This is a genomic window from Brucella sp. GW823-FHT04E01 (assembly GCF_058796175.1).
The window spans coordinates 74,005-90,930 of record NZ_JBXAIK010000003.1 but is presented as its reverse complement, the minus strand read 5'-3'; the positions used below and the strand labels follow the sequence as shown (position 1 = coordinate 90,930).

Genomic DNA, 16,926 nt, shown 5'->3' with positions numbered 1-16,926 from the left:
ATATCAATGCCGACGAAACGCAGGTGTGGGGCGGCGTCATCGCAAAAAGCGCACTAATTTTGATGCGACCGGACCTGAATCATGAAACTTATGAGTGTTTTAGACGCCGGCTGTCGTAGAACACAGCTTCTGTAGTGATTTGTCTGTTGGCTGATTTACGTTGCTTCTCAACTAGAACTAAACACGTTTTTGTGGCAAGCAAGAATCCAGAGGAGATAAAGTCCACCCAATAGTCCGGTCGTAAGACCAATCGGCATTTTGATGCCGAATGGCACATGCTGGCTTAACAAGTCAGCGCCGACCAGAAGGGTAGCCCCCATGAGCGCGCCCGATATCAGTGGGACATTCGAACTCGCTGTCAGACGCCGGGCCAATTGTGGCGCTGCCAGAGCGACAAAGGCAATCGGTCCGGCGGATGCGGTAGCAACAGATGTCAGGGTGACCGCGACCAACACCATTGTCAGACGCGTACGCTCCGGCTGGATGCCGAGCTGGCATGCTGCATCATCGCCCATTTCCAGCAGATTGACAGATTTGGCGTAGTAAAGTGCCAACGGCACGGTTACCGCGAATCCGGCCATCGCCGGGACAGCATGTGCCCAGCTTCTTGTATTGAGTGATCCCGATAGCCAGAGTTGGGCCGACGCGGCCTGGTCCAGATCGCCCGCAACCAGGAGTACAGTATTGATGCCCGAAAGAATGGCTCCCACGCCAATTCCGACAAGGATGAGCCGATAGCCACCGGTTCGTCTACCTTTGACAGCCAACATAAACACAAGAACTGCCGCCGCCATTCCACTTGCAACGGCTGAAAGCGCTGTTTCAAGCGGACCGGCATTGAACAATATGATTTGTGCAATGGCGCCGGTTGCTGCACCTGTCGTAAAGCCGATCACGTCGGGCGAGCCAAGGGCATTGCGCGAGATTGATTGGAAGATCGAGCCTGCCATACCGAGTGAAGCACCCACAAACAAGGCTGTGACAAGGCGAGGTAAACGTACGCGCTGGATTATACGGTCGGCGGTCGCATTGTCGCTTCCGCCAAGAAGACTCGAGACGACCTGGGAAAAGCTGAATGACATTGTGCCTGTTGCGATGTGGAAAACCGCAAGCAGCAGGATGGCTGCAACCAAGAGGCAGCAGATCATCAATGGGCGCGATTTCCAGCGAACAGAAACAGGACCTATTCGCAACATATTCATTGAACTGCTCATAGTTTTGTCAGCCGGAATTTGCGTACGACAAAGATAAAGAAAGGCCCGCCGATCAACATGGAGACAATCCCGGCCGCAACTTCCGAAGGTGCTGCAATCAGTCTGCCGATGATGTCAGCGCCAAGCAATAGGATGGAAGCCAGCAATGCGGAATATGGCAGTATCCAACGATAGTCCGGGCCGGTGATGGTCCGGGCCAGATGCGGCGCAACCAGTCCGACGAACGCAATGGGGCCAGCCCCAGCAGTGGCAGAACCTGCCAGAAGCATTACGGAAAGACAGGCCAAAAGCCAGGTTACATGCAGGTTGACGCCCAGCGCAGCACCAAAATCCCTGCCCAGCGCCATTGCATTCAGGTTACCGGCGATCGACATCGCCACGGCAAGCCCTGCGATGACTGCTGGAGCCAGAATGACGACGACATCAAGGCCGCGCCCCTCAACGGAGCCTGCGGCCCAGTGACGAAACTGGTCAAGGACAGCGAGCGGTGCATTGATGACAACAATACCCGTGACCGACGCAAGCACAACCGACAATCCGGCTCCGGCCAGCACCAGTTGCACGGGATTATTCGCCTTGCCGTGGGCATCTCCGAGAATGAAGACGGCAATTCCAGCAAGACCAGCGCCCGCAAATCCGAACCAGACATATTGCGCCATTGTCGTCAGGTTAAAGGTCACGATCCCCAGAATAACTGCGACGGCTGCACCTGCATTGATCCCCAGCAATCCCGGTTCGGCGAGCGGATTGCGCGTCACAGCCTGCATGATGGCGCCAGCGGTTCCAAGGGCCATACCGGCAATGATTGCAACGATAGTGCGCGGGATACGCAGTTCGCGAACGACAAGATGTTCGTCGTTCGAAAAATCAGGCTGCCATAGCGCATGGATGGTCTCGCTAAGGGCGATTGACCGGGAGCCCAGAGCAAGGCTGCAAAGCGCCATTGCGGTCAAAACGGCGGCGGCAACAATAAGGCCCCTAACACGCCTCTTCTGCAATGGCATGACAAACTGCATCCTGTTTGACGTCATTTGCGAAAATTGGACGCGACAGCCTCGATCATCTGGAGACCGGAATAATAGTCGATACGGAAAGAAGATGGTCCGAGAGGATAGACGTTATGATCGCGGACCGCAGGAAGGTTCGCCAATACTGGATCTTTCAACAATGCCTGGACGTCATTTTGTGAGCCGCGCAAAAGGAAAATGCTCTTGCCTGTGATCGCTGCCGAGAGGTTCTCGTGGGAAATGAAATCGAAATCGGACCGGCGTGTGACATCCTTGGCTACCGTGTCGGGCAAGCCATCGACCTTGAAACCCAATGCTTGCAGTAGCTGTGACTGCGGGCTCGAAATTCTGCCGACCGAGTAACTGTTGCCGATATTGTAGCCGACGATTGTGACGGGCTCGCTGGGCGGCGTAATCGTTGCAGCCACCACTGCAACCTTCGCGTCGAAACGGGCGATGGTCGCGCCGGTCTCGTCTTCCAACCCCAATGCCGTGCCGAGCTGAGTAGCAATCTCCTGCCAGCTCTGGTTGGAATAATTGACGACCAGCGTCGGAATACCTTGCGCTTTCAATTCACTGTAATGTTGGACGACACTATCCGCTCCGGTCGCCGATGCGATCAGCAGGTCCGGTTCAAAACCGATAATGGCTTCCATGTCGAATTCGAGATTGGGATATAGCACTTCGACGCCGCGCTCATCGGCGACGTCTGCCCATTGAAGGAAGAAGCCCTTGTTATCTGTCAGCGGGCTCGGGGTCGTCGCGGCTGTCGCCACCAGAGGAGCGCCCATAGCCAGCAGAATGCCGGTTATGCTGGGCGTGGTCGATACGATGCGAACGGGTTTGGTTTTCAGTGTGAGTTCACCTGCTTCATGTTTTACAGTGCGGGGCCAGACCTGTTCGGCTCCAATGGCTGTCCGATATGGAGAAAACAGAATAACCATGGTGGCCAGAAGCAAGAAAATCGGACGTGCGGCTTGCATGGCTATTCTCCACCGACGCAAATTGGAAATCTTCAGACGGAAAGCTTTCCGAACGAATGCGCGACCAGCCAGCATTTCGAATAGGAAAACACTGCGCCGTTATCGAACGAGGAGCGAGCGGTCTGCTTCAGCTTCGAAAACTGGAGCTGATTACTCCATATTGCAGAATGCGTTCTACAATGCAATACGAACAGCCACATGATTTCCTCCAGGGACGACCAACCATGATGCAACGCCTGCATGCGGACGCCGTTACATTGCGCTATGATGATCGGGGCATCGTCGAGAACTTGTCGGTCAGTATTCCCGATGCGTCTTTCACCGTCATTGTCGGCCCCAATGCGTGCGGGAAGTCCACGTTGCTGCGTGCCTTGTCACGATTGCTTGCACCGGCCAGTGGAGAAGTCGTGCTGGATGGCAGGAATATAAGCCAATTTCCGGCAAAGGAAGCTGCGCGCAGGCTCGGTCTTCTTCCGCAAATCTCGGTTGCTCCCGATGGCATCACCGTTGCCGATCTGGTGTCACGCGGTCGTTATCCGCATCAGTCCTTTCTGCGACAATGGTCGGTGAAAGACGAAGAAGCGGTAGCACTCGCCATGGAAGCCACCCGCATTTCCGACCTCGCCAACCGTTCAGTCGACGAACTTTCCGGCGGACAGCGTCAGCGCGTCTGGATTGCGCTTGTGCTGGCCCAGGAAACACCGATCCTTCTGCTCGATGAACCGACAACCTATCTCGATATCGCGCATCAGATCGAACTTCTGGAATTGCTGGCGAAACTTAACCGCGAGGGCCGGACTGTCGTTGCCGTACTACACGATCTCAATCATGCCTGCCGATATGCTTCACATCTGGTGGCCATGCGAAACGGGGCGATCATGGCGGAAGGCGCTCCATCCGAGATCGTTACAGAAAAGCTGATAGAAGATGTGTTCGGCCTTGCATCGGTAATCATTACCGATCCGGTTTCGGGAACGCCGCTCGTCGTCCCCCGAGCAACGCCCTCGCAATCTCCGTGATATTTCAATCGCTGGCGGCGCCACCCTCCCCGTCTACGATCCTTCCGCCGGTTGCCTGATTGACCAGTGACGCTTCATGAAAAAGCGCTCTCCGCTCGTCCTCGCTTCGCAATTGTCCAAGATCGGCCACCGTCGTCATGACGCAGACGATTTCCCGCTGCGCGTCGAAGACCGGGGCGGCCTGCCCTGTCACATTTGAAAGAAGATGGCTGGTCATTTCGGACCATCGTTCGTTGCGCACTTGTTCCAGCAGTGACTTTGCCGGCGGGCTGCCCCGAAAGTGAGCTGGCTGTACCTTACGCGCTGCATCGACCATAGCCTTGGGTAGAAAAGCCTGAAAAACCAGACCGCAAGCCGTATTATCGATGGGCAATGTGTCTCCCAGCGCCAGCGGATTGACCGAGAAATACGCACTTCGATACCAGCGCACGAGCGTCGGGCCACGATCTGTCCAGATAGCGACACCACCGCTGACGGCATGTCGTTGCGAAAGGGCCTTCATGTGTTGCGCCGCAATCTCCACAGCGTCCACACGTTTCAAGGCACCTATGCCGATGCTCAGCGCAGTCGGCCCCAGATCGTAAAGACCGCTTGCAGCGTCCTGTTTTGCAAGGCCTTCCTTGACGAGGCTCTGCAGATAACGATGCGCTGTCGAGCCGCCCGTCTTTGCCCGCCGGGCGACTTCGCCCAACGCAAGCTCGGTTTCAGCATTGGCCAGAATCCGGAGAAAGCGCGCGGCAATGGAAACCGACTGTATTGTACCCGAGCGTTTTTCACTCGTGGTGTCGCTCTCATCGGACAGGTCGTTCTCGTTCAAATGCTTTGCCTCCTCCTCGGTAATAGCAAATCGATGTTTAGCGACAAGCCGTTGGAAAGTCATGCCCTCTGCGTTGCGAATGCGATGGGCAGACCTCGAGGGTTTTGAGCCGGATTGAATTGCCCCTCCCTCACTGTTGCGGGCATGCAACACATATCGGAGGCTTGATATTATACTGTATTGCGGCATGCATTCCTTATTGCGGAATGATGCCCTTATGCTTTAACAGAACATGACTAATATACTCATGTTTGGGGCGACTTATGAATATCCGTTTGAATCGTGGCTTGATGTCCAGCGCCAGTGCACTCACGCTGGCGGTATTTGTGGTAACGCCTGCGCTTGCCCAGGAGGCTGCGAAAGCCAGCTCCGATGCGATCGTGCTTGATACTGTGGTCGTGACAGGGGAAAAAGTCGCGCGCGACATCAAGAACACGGCGTCATCTGTCACCGTCATTTCGGCCAAGGAAATCGACAAGGAGAAGACAGGCGATTCATCCGTGGCTGAAGTGATCGCGAACGTCCCGAACGTCATCTATACCGACAACGTCGGCGCTCCCATCATTCGTGGGCAGGATACGCAGGGCCCAAACACAGGGCAGAATGTGTTCTGGGGCGGCACCGTGCCGCGCGCCACGATTAATCTCGACGGACATTATCTCAACTATAATGAATACTACTTCGGTGCGACCTCGGTGTGGGATCTCGACAGCATCGAAGTGTTCCGTGGCCCGCAGACGACATCCCAGGGTGCGAATGCGATTGCGGGTGCGATCATCGTGAACACCAAGGACCCGGTATTCACACGCGAAGGCGCTTATCAGGTCGAGATCGGCAATTACAACACCAAGCGCACCTCAATCATGCTGAACAGTCCCATCTACAAGGATGAGCTGGCAGCGCGCCTTGCAATCGACTATTCGGGCCGTGATACCTTCATCGACTATATCAGCCCCAACTTCATTTCCGAAAAGACAAATCAGGATTTCGAAGCACTGAATGCGCGGCTGAAACTGCTGTGGGAACCGGCAGAGATTCCCGGCCTCACGGCAAAGCTGACCTATTCCCACAATCGATCCAACCGTCCAAGCCAGGAAGCAGCGTCCGCACCATTCGACGAACTCGAACATCTGACCACGACCATGCCAAGCTGGAAGCAGGATACCAATACAGGCATCCTTGATGTTGGCTATGATTTTGGCAACGGCGTGAAATTCTACAACCAGGCGCAATATTCCGCCTCGTCTGTGCATCGCCATACCGGCATTGCGAATAACGGCAAGGCCGATATCAACCAGAAGAACATTTCCAATGAGTCTCGTATCACGTTTGGCGAGCAGGAAGACGTCATCAGCGGTGTCGCCGGTATTTTCTACGCCAATACCAAGTCGGACGAGTTCATGCTGCTTCAAGGCACGACGACGTTTGACGATACGAAAGACAATCTGGGGCTTTTTGCCGAAGTGAGCTACCGGCTCGACGACCAGTGGACGTTGACCGGTGGGCTTCGTTACCAGCAGGATCGTGTACAGCGCATCGGAAAATCGGCGCTGGCGCCAACGCCGCTCGATTACGACGAAACATTCTCCGCGCTCTTGCCAAAGGTATCGCTGGCATATGCTGTCACACCCGATCTGACGATCGGAGCACTGGTCAGCAAGGGTTACAACCCCGGCGGGGTTTCCCTCAATCTCAATTCAAGGCAGTGGAAGCCTTTTGAGGATGAGACGCTGTGGAACTACGAGTTGTTCACGCGCGCCAATCTGCTCGACGACAAGCTGACACTGACAGGCAATCTGTTCTACATGGACTTCAAGAACGCCCAGTACAACATTCCTGTCGTCGTCTCTCCCGGTGTGGCGCAATCCTATACGATCAATGCCGAAAAGGCTCATGCCTATGGTCTCGAAATGGGGCTCGACTATCAGCTTTTGTCTAATCTGACGATCAAGACAAGTGCCGGCATTCTCCGCACCAAAATCGACGAAATTTCGAGCAATGTGCGCTATGAGGGTAACGAGTTCGCCAAGTCTCCCGGTTATATGTTCAGCATCGGTGCGAGCTGGGATGCAACGGAAAAGCTCAATATCTCCGGACAGGTTCGCCACACTGACGGTTACTATTCCGACCTTGCCAATACACCGACCTATGTCGTGGACGCCTATACGATTGCCGATGCGCGTGTGAGTTATGATTTCCATGAATCACTGCAGCTTTACGGCTATGTGAAGAATATTTTCGATGAGCGCACCCCGACCTATCTGCAGCAGAACCGCGGTATTGGTGGCATCGAGGCAAGCATGACCACGCCTCGCACATTCGGCGTCGGCATCAAGGGCACGTTCTAGGCATTTTGTAAAATCGCCAATCCAGCCGGTCACATCCGTGGCCGGCACAGCTTTTTATATGCATTAACGGGAGCCCGAAATGGGTAAGCAACGGAAACTTCACATTGGTATGTCGCTGGCACCGACCTGGCTGAGTGGCGACGGGTGGCGGCATCCGGACAGCAACATCGAAGGGACACTCGGTTCAGATTTCTATATCGATATCGCCCGGCGAGCCGAGGCGGCGAAGCTTGATTTCGTATTCCGTCCCGATAGCCTTTTCATGAACCATCAGATCATGGAAACCACTCCGGGCTTCGGCAGCATGGATGCGACGCTCGTCATGGCAACGCTGGCGCGGGAGACTTCGCATATCGGTCTTCTGACCACGATATCGACAACTTTCATGCCGCCTTATGTCGTTGCCCGTCAGGTCCAGTCCCTGCACTGGCTCAGTAATGGCCGGGCCGGGTGGAATATTGTCACGGCACTCGATGGCAACGAGAATTTCGGTTTGACGGAAATGCCTTCATCCGACGAACGCTATGCAAGGGCAGCCGAATTTACCAGCGTCGTGCGTGATTTATGGAAGAGTTTTCCTGGATCGGCCTTGAAACGTGACCGTGAAAGCGGCCGCTTTGCAGATACGGCAGTCATAAATCCGATAAATCACGACGGTACCTATTACCGGGTTAAAGGTCCGCTCAATGTCCCTTCTGTTCAGGATGCTCCCATCCCGCTTATTCAGGCTGGCGCGTCACCGGCAGGGCGCGACTTTGCGGCATCCGTTGCCGACGCCGTCTTTTCCGCGACCCCGGATATGGAAGCGGCAATCGATCTTCGCCGCAATCTTCGTGACCGTGCGCAATTCCATGGCCGAAAGTCGGACGACGTTCGCCTGCTTCCCGGTCTCAGTCTCTATCTGGCACCAACGCGGAAAGAAGCGGAAGAACTTTTCGCCTACACGCATGCGCGAGGTGATCGCGCTCGAAAAATCGCATTCATCCACGAAATGACCGGCCTCGACCTATCGGAATGGCCCGCAAATCGTCTCATTCGACCAACCGACCTACCACCCCCGCCAGAAAAGGTCCGAAGCAAAACCCATGCGGGATTGCTTCGGCGTTTGTTACAGCGTGAAGAGCTTTCGGTTGATGATCTCATGCGTAGACCCGAGGTCATCAGTGCCGCACATTGGCAGGTAATCGGGACGGTTGATGATGCAGCCCAAGACATTCGTAAATGGTTTGAAGCAGGTGCGATCGACGGTTTCATAACCGCGCCGGGTGGCTCAACCGGATCAATGCGGCTAGCGCTGGATGAACTCATGCCAAGGCTTAGCGAAGAAGGGTTACTGCGTTCAGAATATTCAGGAAATACCTTCTTCGAACATCTCACGGAGTAAGGTGGTTTTGGTACAAAAGATGGGTGGACTTTGAAAGGACGACTTCCAGCCGAGTTGTTTCCGATGTCTCAGATATTCAGCACCGCAGACTGAAGTCAGCCAAGATTATCGACCCACTCGATAACTATTATATCCCTGCGCTTGAAAGAGATATGAACCGCCAACTGGTCATTAATTTTGTGAGTAGCCGGAATGGGGCCAAGAGTGGACTATCAGCTTGTGGCTTCCAAGATGGCGGTAGCGGACGTTCTGCCCTATTAAGAGCGACATGCAGTTTTTGGGCACAGGGGGAGAGCGGGCACACCAGCGCGAGCTTAGATTAGAAACGAAAACAACGTCTTATGAGATTCCAAGCATATTTTCGAGCTTTCTTCTGGGTACTGAGCGATCCAGTAAATGTCAACATTTCGCCTGATGAGCGACAACCTTCTTAGTGTTTAGTTGCCGGCTCTTGGTTGAGGGCGAACAGGCCGGCAAGCACGTCCTCTTCCGTCAAGTCGACCGCCAAACCGTATGCTGCAGCTACAACCTCGTCCAGAGCCTCGTGTTCAAGGCCCCACCAAGTAGGACGTTCGTTACATAGGTTTGTCAGCGTCCGCTGTTTCAATATTTTTCTGCCTCTTCGTCAACAGGAACGATCCGGCCTGGAAATCCAGGCACAGCTTCTTGGGTTCAGCCCGTTTTCTCGTAACTCGTTTAGCTGTTTCTCGACATCTGCAATTCTGACGGCTCTGGAATCATTTGGTTCGGATGACGTATGAACACGTCCTATATTGACTGGTATGGTAGTATGGTATATCCGGAATTTGAGGAGTCAAAATCATGCGAAGCCCATTGTTGCAACCGAAACACGTCAGTGTGGTCGATCAGCTTTATGCAACGCTGCGGGCTGCCATCATTGATAATGCATTGTCGCCCGGCACCCGGATTTCCGAGGCCGATGTGGCTCAGCAATATGGGGTTAGCCGTCAGCCTGTGCGTGAAGCCTTCATCAAGCTTGCCAATGAAGGGCTGCTGGAGGTTCGGCCTCAGCGAGGCACTTTCGTCGCGAAAATTTCACTTCAGGCCGTAATGGATGCGCGCTTCGTGCGCGAAGCGGTTGAAGCGGACATCGTTAAGCTTCTGGCCCAATCTCCTGATCAGACGTTGGTTACCGAGTTGCGAGCCCAGCTCGTTTGTCAGGAAAAGCTCGTTGGCGGGTCTGCACGGGATTTCATGGAGGCGGATGAAATATTTCACCGCACCCTGGCCGAGGGAGCTGACAAGGGAAAAGCCTGGCGCGTCGTCGTCGAGATGAAGGCTCAGATGGACCGGGTACGGTTTCTTTCCAGCATGCATTTCCCGGTTGATCGCCTCATTGCACAACATCGCGCAGTGGTGGAAGCAATTGCGGACGGCGATGCCATCCAGGCCGAACAGTCGATGCGAGGACATCTGCGAGGAATTCTGAGTGATTTGCCTGTCATCGAACAGGAGCGGCCCGAATATTTTCTGTAGGGTTCACAGCAACAGCAAAGACATTATCCAGAGGAGGAAACAATGAAATTTCGGATTCTTACGCGTCTGGCAGCAACCTGTGCTGTTCTCGCTATCATGGGAGGAACATCGCTGGCGCAGGAGGTAACACTCAAGCTCGGCCATCTGGCCAATGAAGAGAATATCTGGCACAAAGCGGCACTGAAATTCGCGGAAGAGGTCAAATCTCGTACAGAAGGACGCGTTGCCGTCGAAGTCTATCCGAATGAATCGCTCGGTAAGGAAATCGACGTCATCAACGGCATGCAGCTTGGCACGGCCGATATGACCATCACCGGTGAAAGCCTGCAGAACTGGGCGCCAAAAGCAGCCCTGCTTGCTCTGCCATATGCATACAAATCGCTTGAACATATGGACAAGATTGCCTCCGGCGAAATCGGAAAGCAGATCGAGGCAGAGATCGTCGAAAAGGCGGGTATTCGCCCGCTGACCTATTTTGCACGCGGCCCGCGCAACCTTTCTGCCAATCGCGAGATAACAAAGCCGGAAGAGCTGAAAGGCTTCAAGGTTCGCGTGCCGAATGTGCCGATCTTTGTCGCCGCATGGCAATCGCTTGGTGCGAACCCAACCCCGATGGCCTTCTCGGAGGTTTTCACCTCACTCCAGAACGGCACTATCGAAGGTCAGGAAAACCCGCTCGCGCTTTTCAAGTCTGGCGGCTTCTATGAAGTCCAGAAAGTCGTCAACAAGACGGAACACGTTCGCTCGTGGATCTATCTGGCCATATCGGAACGAAGCTGGGGCAAGCTTTCGGAGATCGATCAGGCTGCATTGCAGGAAGCCGCCAAGGCCACGCAGGCTTACGAACGCGAATTGTTCATCGCTGACGAAAAGGCACTCGTCACTGATCTCGAAAGCCGCGGCGTGAAGTTTGTCGACGTGGATCAGGCTGCCTTTGCCGACAAGGCGCGCGACGCTGTCATCAACTCTGTTCCGCAGGAAATCCGTCCCCTGGTCGAACAGGTTTTCAACGACTGAGATAATGGGGCTGCCGGATCCAATCCGGCAGCTGCCACGTCGAGGATACCATGACAAAACTATTCAAAGGATTGGAAGGCATATGTCGCCTTCTGATACTGGCAGCATTTCTCTTATTGATGGGGGCGGTGCTGTTGCAGGTCTATGCGCGCACGTTTTTGAGCAGCGCCCCGGTCTGGACCGAGGAACTGACCAGATTCTGCCTGCTCTATATTGGTGCGCTCGGCGCGGGCCTCGCGCTGCGTAGTGGCGATATGGTCAATGTCGACCTTCTTTGCGAAAGCCTTCCCGGACGTATGCCTTGGATTTTGCGACTGGTCAGCGCCGCATTGACGGTAGTTTTTGCGGCTATTCTCCTGCCCGCCGCGTGGGATTACACCATGATCGGAAGCCGTCAGACCGCCCCGTCGCTTGGCTGGCGCATGGATTTCGTCCACGCAACACAATTCATTCTTCTCGTCGCTCTGGGTCTCTGGGCACTGATGCGCATCATTGAAATGCTCTCGGGCCGTCATGATGGGCGACCTATCCCCAATTCGGAGGAAAATTGATGGGCCTGACCCTTCTTCTTGGCTCGTTCGTGCTGGGCCTTGCCATCGGCTTGCCCGTAGCTGTGACATTGGGCCTTTCCTCGATGGCCTATCTTCTGTTCGCGGACATCCCCTTGGTTGTCATCCCGCAGAAAATGTATGCCGGGATGGACAGCTTTGTTCTGCTCTGCATTCCAGGGTTCATTCTGGCTGGTAACCTTATGAATTCCGGTGGCATTACCGAACGGATTATTCGCTTTGCAAATGCCCTTGTGGGCTGGATGCGCGGCGGGCTGGCACAGGCCAATATCGCAGCCTCGATGCTTTTCGGCGGTATTTCAGGAACCGCAGTCGCAGATGTAGCTTCCGTTGGCGGCATGATGATCCCCGGCATGAAGAAGGTTGGTTATCCGGCCGATTTCTCCGCTGCAGTCACAGCCGCCTCATCGACTGTCGGCCCGATGATCCCGCCAAGCGTGCCGATGATTATCGTCGGATCGCTCTCCGGCCTTTCGGTCGGCAAATTATTTCTGGCAGGTGCGGTACCCGGCCTTCTGATGGGTTTTGCCATGATGGTGACGACCTATTTCATCGCCAAGAAGAAAAACTTCCCTCGCGAGGACTGGAAGGGCGCCCGAGAGTTGCTGTCGTCATTCACCGGAGCGATCTGGGCTATTGCAATGACCGCACTGATCGTGGGTGGCCTGCTGATCGGCATCACGACACCGACCGAAACGGCAGTGGTTGCATGCCTTTATGCAGCGGTGGTGGGGCTGTTCGTCTATAGAGAACTGCCAGTAAGCCGGATTCCGAAAATCATCATCGATAGTGCAATCAGTTCGGCAGGCATTCTCGTACTGGTGGGCACAGCCAATGTGTTCGGCTGGATTCTCGTCGCCGAACGTATTCCGCAGACATTGGCCAATGCGGTTCTCTCCATCACCGATAACAAGTTTCTCGTTATCCTGCTGATCAACATTCTGCTTCTTTTCGTCGGCATGTTCATGGAAACGATTGCAGCCCTGATCATTCTATTCGTACCATTGCAGGCTCTAGCCTTGGCAGTCGGTATCGACCCCATTCATTTTGCGTGTTTTGCGGTCCTGAACCTTATGATCGGCCTGACTACACCACCGGTCGGCGTTTGCCTGTTTGTCGCATCCAATATTGCGCGTCTCCCACTCTCGCCGGTGATCAGGGCGATCATTCCCTATATCATCACCAATCTGATTGTCCTTTTGATGGTCAGCTACATGCCGCCTCTGGCGACCTGGCTGCCCAACACGCTGATGCCGTGAGGTGGAAATGACTGAGTTGTCGAACACGCGCGTGATCTGCCTTCACGCGCAGGACGATCTGAGGATCGAAAGTCGGCCTGTCGGAACACCAGGGCCAGGAGAAGTGCTGGTCGCGGTCGAAGCAGGCGGGATTTGTGGATCGGATCTGCATTACTGGTTGGAAGGCGGCATTGGTACTATCCGTGTCCGAGAACCGATCATCCTAGGTCACGAGGCCTCGGGACGCATCAAGGCTCTCGGCGAGGGAGTGACGGGGCTGGTGCCGGGTCAGCTCGTTGCAATGAACCCTTCGCAGCCTTGCGGCACCTGCAGTTTCTGCCAGCAGGGTCTGACGCGCCATTGCAGTGCGATGCGCTTCAAGGGATCGGCAATGTATCTCCCGCACCAACAAGGCATGTTCCGCGACAGGATAGTGATTGCGGCGGACCAGTGTTTTCCTGTCCCGAACGGTATTGATCCGGGAGCCGCAGCCTGCTCTGAACCACTGGCAGTTTGCCTTCATGCCGCCAATCGTGGGGAAGCGATTGCAGACAGCTTGGTCGGTAAGGTCGTCATGGTGACGGGTGCAGGCCCGATCGGCGCCCTTTGCGTGGCGGTAGCGCGACAACGCGGCGCGTCGGAAATCATTGTGACTGATATTCAGGACGCCACTCTGGCTGTCGCCGCACGCATGGGCGCAGATCATACGGTCAATATTGCAACCGACCCGACAGGGCTCGCCCGCTGGCAGGAAGGCAAAGGCAAGGTCGATCTGGTATTTGAATGCTCTGCTGCAGCACCGGCCATCGGCGACGCAATTTCCTGCCTTCGACCGCTCGGCACCCTCGTACAGGTTGGCGTCGGCGGACCGACCGTCCTGCCTCTCAACGTCATGGTGGGTAAAGAAATCCAGTTTGTCGGCTCGCAGAGGTTCGATACAGAATTCGCCGAGGCCGTACGCCTTATCGGATCAAAAGCTATCGATCCTCGACCGATCATCACCGCAACCATTCCCCTGACGGAAGCCTTGTCTGCCTTTCAGGCGGCTACGGATCGTACGCGGTCCGTTAAGGTTCAGATTAGTTTCGCTGATGCGTCAGCCTAGTACTGAAAACAGAAAGACGAATAAATGAGACAGACCTGGCGCTGGTTTGGCCCCAAGGACCTCGTATCCATCGATGATATGCTACAAGCAGGTGTTGAAGGCGTTGTCACCGCCCTGCACCATGTGGCGACCGGATCCGTCTGGTCGCCCGCCGAAATCGAAAAACGGCAGGTCGAAATTGCCCGGATGAAGAACGGCGAACCTTCGGGACTGAAATGGGAAGTCGTGGAAAGCCTTCCGGTTTCAGAAGATATCAAACGCCAGACAGGTGACTGGAAAACTCATATCTCGAACTGGAAGACATCGATGCATAACCTGCGTGACGCAGGCATCGAGGTCATTTGCTACAATTTCATGCCCATCCTCGACTGGACACGCACCGACCTTGCCTATCGGCTGGCGAACGGGGCAACCTGCATGCGTTACGACGCCCTCGATTTCGCCGTCTTCGATCTGTTTCTGCTCGAACGCAAGGGCGCATCGGACAGTTACAAACCTGAACTCATCGAAGCTGCACGCAAGCGTTTTGCGGAGATGTCCGAGGAGCGACGGCTTGAGCTTTCCGGCAACGTCGTCTTCGGTCTGCCTGGCGCTGCCGAACGCATGTCGATGGACGATGTGAAGGTTCATCTCGCCCATTACGACAATATTTCGCCAGAGCGCCTGCGAAACCACCTGATCGACTTTCTGGCAGAGGTGAGTCCGCTTGCGGAAGAGCTTGGCGTACGTCTGTGCTGCCATCCAGACGATCCGCCCTTCCCCCTTCTCGGACTGCCGCGCATCATGTCCACCGAAGCTGATTATAAAGCGGTCATGGATGCAATAAACATTCCGGCGAACGGTATCACACTTTGCACTGGCTCGCTGGGCGCGCGCGCCGATAATGACCTGCCAGGCATGATGAAGCGCCTGGGTGACCGTGTGCATTTTCTGCATTTGCGCAATGTCGCACTTGAAGAAGCCCACCTTGGCGGATCGTTCCATGAGGCCGCTCATCTTGAAGGCCATACGGATATGGTGGCGATGATTGCTGCCATTTTGTCAGAGGAGAACCGCCGCAAGGCCGAAGGTCGTGCCGACTGGCGCATTCCTATGCGCCCTGATCACGGTCAGGATATTCTCGATGATCTGAACAGACGCGCTCAGCCGGGTTATCCATCCATTGGGCGCCTGAAAGGCCTGGCCGAATTGCGCGGAATCATGACCGCCCTGTCCCATCCAAATGTCAGGATAGACAAGTGACACGGCTTTCAGCACTGGTGAACGATGCCGTAGCAGCCAGCTGGCCCGCTTATACTCCCGAAAATCACGAGGTCGGTATTGTTCATCTCGGCCTCGGCAATTTTGCCCGCGCGCACTTGTTATCCTATACCGATACCGTGTTGGCACAGAAAGGTGGCAATTGGCGGGTGACGGGAGTGTCGCTGCGCGGAACCGCCGTTGCTGATAGTCTGAATCCACAAGACGGGCGCTATACCCTGATCACACGCGGTCCGGTCACAGAAGCACGTGTGATTGGCGCACTGAACCGGGTGCTATCCGGCCCGACGGTTGGCAATGATGCCCTGGATGCGATGACCTCGCCCGGATGTCGCATCGTCAGTTTAACCGTAACGGAAAAAGGATATGGCATCACCAGTGACGGTAGGCTGGATCGTGAGCATCCGGCAATCGTCGCTGACCTCGCTAATCCAGACGCGCCCACCAGCGTGATCGGGCTTATTGTGGCAGCGCTATCTCGCCGTATGACCGGTGGATTGCCACCCTTCACGGTGCTCAGTTGCGATAATCTCTCTCACAATGGTCAGAAGTTGCGGGACGCAGTATTGGCGTTCGCCGATCAAACGGGTGGAAGACTGCTTTCGCGCTGGATAGCAGAAAAAGTCGCCTTCCCGTCCACTATGGTGGATCGGATCACGCCGGCGTCAAATGCCCAGACCGTCAAGCTCGCCGTGGAGCTGACGGGGCGAGAAGATCACGCTGCCGTTGAAACCGAACCTTTCAGCCAATGGGTGATTGAGGACAAATTCTGTGCCGGACGACCGGAATGGGAATGTGCTGGCGCCCTCTTTGTCGACAATGTCGCCCCATATGAAAGCATGAAGCTGCGAATGCTGAACGGGGCACATTCTATGCTTGCCTATAGCGGGCAGCTCTCGGGTAAAAGCTTTGTCCGAGACGTGATGGCCGACCCGGATCATGCTGTACTCGTCCGTCGTCACCTTGCTGTCGCTGCGGCAACTGTAGAAGGACTGTCCATCGATCTCGACGCCTATGCTGCGGCTCTTGCCGAGCGGTTCGCCAACCCGGCTATCGCCCATTCCACCGCACAGATTGCAATGGATGGAACACAGAAGCTTCCCCAACGCATCACAACCCCGGCCCTGGAAGCTCTGGCATCGGGCAAACCGTACGGACCCTTCGTATTTGCTCTCGCTGCGTGGCTCGCCTATCTGGCTCGAAAGGAGGACGACGGCCACCCGGTTCCATTGAATGACCCCAAAGCGACCGAGCTTCAGACCGGCTTGAAAGACATCAAGACGCCCGAGGAAATAATCCGTGCGGTTGCGTCTGTGTGTCCCGATATCCTTCCCAGTAAGCTAACAAATGGCGTATTCGGTTCAGCGCTGCGTGATACGCTTCACACAATCCAGTCGGAAGGGATGCCAAAGGTCATCAAACAAAAAGCGGCAGAAGCTTCCTGAGCGTCGATACAAGCAGAAGACTT

14 protein-coding genes are annotated in these 16,926 nt (G+C 55.2%); 10 read left to right on the top strand and 4 right to left on the bottom strand.

The genetic code is table 11. The features are described from left to right. Nucleotides 1-167: 167 nt before the first annotated feature. Genes AC1RHM_RS10780 through fepB form a run of 3 tightly spaced genes read right to left on the bottom strand, consistent with a single transcriptional unit; the run spans nucleotide 168 to nucleotide 3,204 of the window. Nucleotides 168-1,202 (bottom strand): FecCD family ABC transporter permease, encoded by a 1,035-nt coding sequence (locus tag AC1RHM_RS10780; RefSeq protein WP_226622633.1) that lies wholly within the window; start codon nucleotides 1,200-1,202, stop codon nucleotides 168-170. Between the two features lie 8 nt (nucleotides 1,203-1,210). Then, the gene (locus tag AC1RHM_RS10775; RefSeq protein ID WP_085982304.1) at nucleotides 1,211-2,218 is read right to left on the bottom strand and encodes a FecCD family ABC transporter permease; all 1,008 of its coding nucleotides are present in this window, start codon (nucleotides 2,216-2,218) and stop codon (nucleotides 1,211-1,213) included. Between the two features lie 23 nt (nucleotides 2,219-2,241). Continuing rightward, nucleotides 2,242-3,204: a Fe2+-enterobactin ABC transporter substrate-binding protein gene (gene fepB, locus AC1RHM_RS10770; protein WP_010659264.1), complete on the bottom strand. Its 963-nt coding sequence runs from the start codon at nucleotides 3,202-3,204 to the stop codon at nucleotides 2,242-2,244. Nucleotides 3,205-3,428: 224 nt separating this feature from the next. Here fepB and AC1RHM_RS10765 point away from each other — a divergent pair, with 224 nt between their 5' ends. Beyond that, nucleotides 3,429-4,223, top strand: a complete 795-nt coding sequence (locus AC1RHM_RS10765) for an ABC transporter ATP-binding protein (protein ID WP_010659265.1) — start codon at nucleotides 3,429-3,431, stop codon at nucleotides 4,221-4,223. 4 nt (nucleotides 4,224-4,227) lie between these two features. On the opposite strand, the gene AC1RHM_RS10760 is transcribed toward AC1RHM_RS10765, so the two are convergent. After that, nucleotides 4,228-5,040, bottom strand: coding sequence for an IclR family transcriptional regulator (locus AC1RHM_RS10760; RefSeq protein ID WP_010659266.1), 813 nt, complete (start codon nucleotides 5,038-5,040; stop codon nucleotides 4,228-4,230). Nucleotides 5,041-5,303: 263 nt separating this feature from the next. Between AC1RHM_RS10760 and AC1RHM_RS10755 the strand changes: the two genes are divergently transcribed. From AC1RHM_RS10755 to AC1RHM_RS10715, 9 genes are all read left to right on the top strand, one after another. Continuing rightward, nucleotides 5,304-7,388 (top strand): TonB-dependent receptor, encoded by a 2,085-nt coding sequence (locus AC1RHM_RS10755; protein ID WP_010659267.1) that lies wholly within the window; start codon nucleotides 5,304-5,306, stop codon nucleotides 7,386-7,388. Nucleotides 7,389-7,467: 79 nt separating this feature from the next. After that, complete coding sequence (locus tag AC1RHM_RS10750) at nucleotides 7,468-8,772, top strand: NtaA/DmoA family FMN-dependent monooxygenase (RefSeq protein ID WP_010659268.1); 1,305 nt, start codon at nucleotides 7,468-7,470, stop codon at nucleotides 8,770-8,772. 822 nt (nucleotides 8,773-9,594) lie between these two features. Beyond that, complete coding sequence (locus AC1RHM_RS10745) at nucleotides 9,595-10,269, top strand: GntR family transcriptional regulator (protein WP_029926471.1); 675 nt, start codon at nucleotides 9,595-9,597, stop codon at nucleotides 10,267-10,269. A 42-nt stretch (nucleotides 10,270-10,311) separates the two neighbouring features. After that, nucleotides 10,312-11,286, top strand: a complete 975-nt coding sequence (locus AC1RHM_RS10740; protein ID WP_010659271.1) for a TRAP transporter substrate-binding protein — start codon at nucleotides 10,312-10,314, stop codon at nucleotides 11,284-11,286. Nucleotides 11,287-11,336: 50 nt separating this feature from the next. Next, a complete protein-coding gene (locus AC1RHM_RS10735) occupies nucleotides 11,337-11,837 on the top strand; it encodes a TRAP transporter small permease (RefSeq protein ID WP_010659272.1) in 501 nt (166 codons plus the stop codon). Then, complete coding sequence (locus tag AC1RHM_RS10730; protein ID WP_036577572.1) at nucleotides 11,837-13,114, top strand: TRAP transporter large permease; 1,278 nt, start codon at nucleotides 11,837-11,839, stop codon at nucleotides 13,112-13,114. Before AC1RHM_RS10735 ends, AC1RHM_RS10730 begins: the two co-directional genes overlap by 1 nt. Nucleotides 13,115-13,121: 7 nt before the next feature. Next, nucleotides 13,122-14,198 (top strand): L-idonate 5-dehydrogenase, encoded by a 1,077-nt coding sequence (locus AC1RHM_RS10725; RefSeq protein WP_036563512.1) that lies wholly within the window; start codon nucleotides 13,122-13,124, stop codon nucleotides 14,196-14,198. 24 nt (nucleotides 14,199-14,222) lie between these two features. Further along, nucleotides 14,223-15,440 carry a mannonate dehydratase gene (gene uxuA / locus AC1RHM_RS10720; RefSeq protein ID WP_010659275.1) on the top strand — a complete coding sequence of 406 codons (1,218 nt, stop codon included), beginning with the start codon at nucleotides 14,223-14,225 and terminating at the stop codon, nucleotides 15,438-15,440. After that, nucleotides 15,437-16,903, top strand: coding sequence for a mannitol dehydrogenase family protein (locus tag AC1RHM_RS10715; RefSeq protein WP_010659276.1), 1,467 nt, complete (start codon nucleotides 15,437-15,439; stop codon nucleotides 16,901-16,903). Before uxuA ends, AC1RHM_RS10715 begins: the two co-directional genes overlap by 4 nt. Nucleotides 16,904-16,926 lie beyond the last annotated feature (23 nt).

Excerpts from the sequence above, each read along its gene's own strand:
- AC1RHM_RS10730 (WP_036577572.1), top strand. The coding sequence starts at position 11,837 with ATGGGCCTGACCCTTCTTCTTGGCTCGTTCGTGCTGGGCCTTGCCATC.
- AC1RHM_RS10745 (WP_029926471.1), top strand. The coding sequence starts at position 9,595 with ATGCGAAGCCCATTGTTGCAACCGAAACACGTCAGTGTGGTCGATCAG.
- AC1RHM_RS10735 (WP_010659272.1), top strand. The coding sequence starts at position 11,337 with ATGACAAAACTATTCAAAGGATTGGAAGGCATATGTCGCCTTCTGATA.
- AC1RHM_RS10775 (WP_085982304.1), bottom strand. The coding sequence starts at position 2,218 with ATGCCATTGCAGAAGAGGCGTGTTAGGGGCCTTATTGTTGCCGCCGCC.
- AC1RHM_RS10725 (WP_036563512.1), top strand. The coding sequence starts at position 13,122 with ATGACTGAGTTGTCGAACACGCGCGTGATCTGCCTTCACGCGCAGGAC.
- uxuA (WP_010659275.1), top strand. The coding sequence starts at position 14,223 with ATGAGACAGACCTGGCGCTGGTTTGGCCCCAAGGACCTCGTATCCATC.
- AC1RHM_RS10765 (WP_010659265.1), top strand. The coding sequence starts at position 3,429 with ATGATGCAACGCCTGCATGCGGACGCCGTTACATTGCGCTATGATGAT.
- AC1RHM_RS10755 (WP_010659267.1), top strand. The coding sequence starts at position 5,304 with ATGAATATCCGTTTGAATCGTGGCTTGATGTCCAGCGCCAGTGCACTC.
- AC1RHM_RS10750 (WP_010659268.1), top strand. The coding sequence starts at position 7,468 with ATGGGTAAGCAACGGAAACTTCACATTGGTATGTCGCTGGCACCGACC.
- fepB (WP_010659264.1), bottom strand. The coding sequence starts at position 3,204 with ATGCAAGCCGCACGTCCGATTTTCTTGCTTCTGGCCACCATGGTTATT.
- AC1RHM_RS10740 (WP_010659271.1), top strand. The coding sequence starts at position 10,312 with ATGAAATTTCGGATTCTTACGCGTCTGGCAGCAACCTGTGCTGTTCTC.
- AC1RHM_RS10780 (WP_226622633.1), bottom strand. The coding sequence starts at position 1,202 with ATGAATATGTTGCGAATAGGTCCTGTTTCTGTTCGCTGGAAATCGCGC.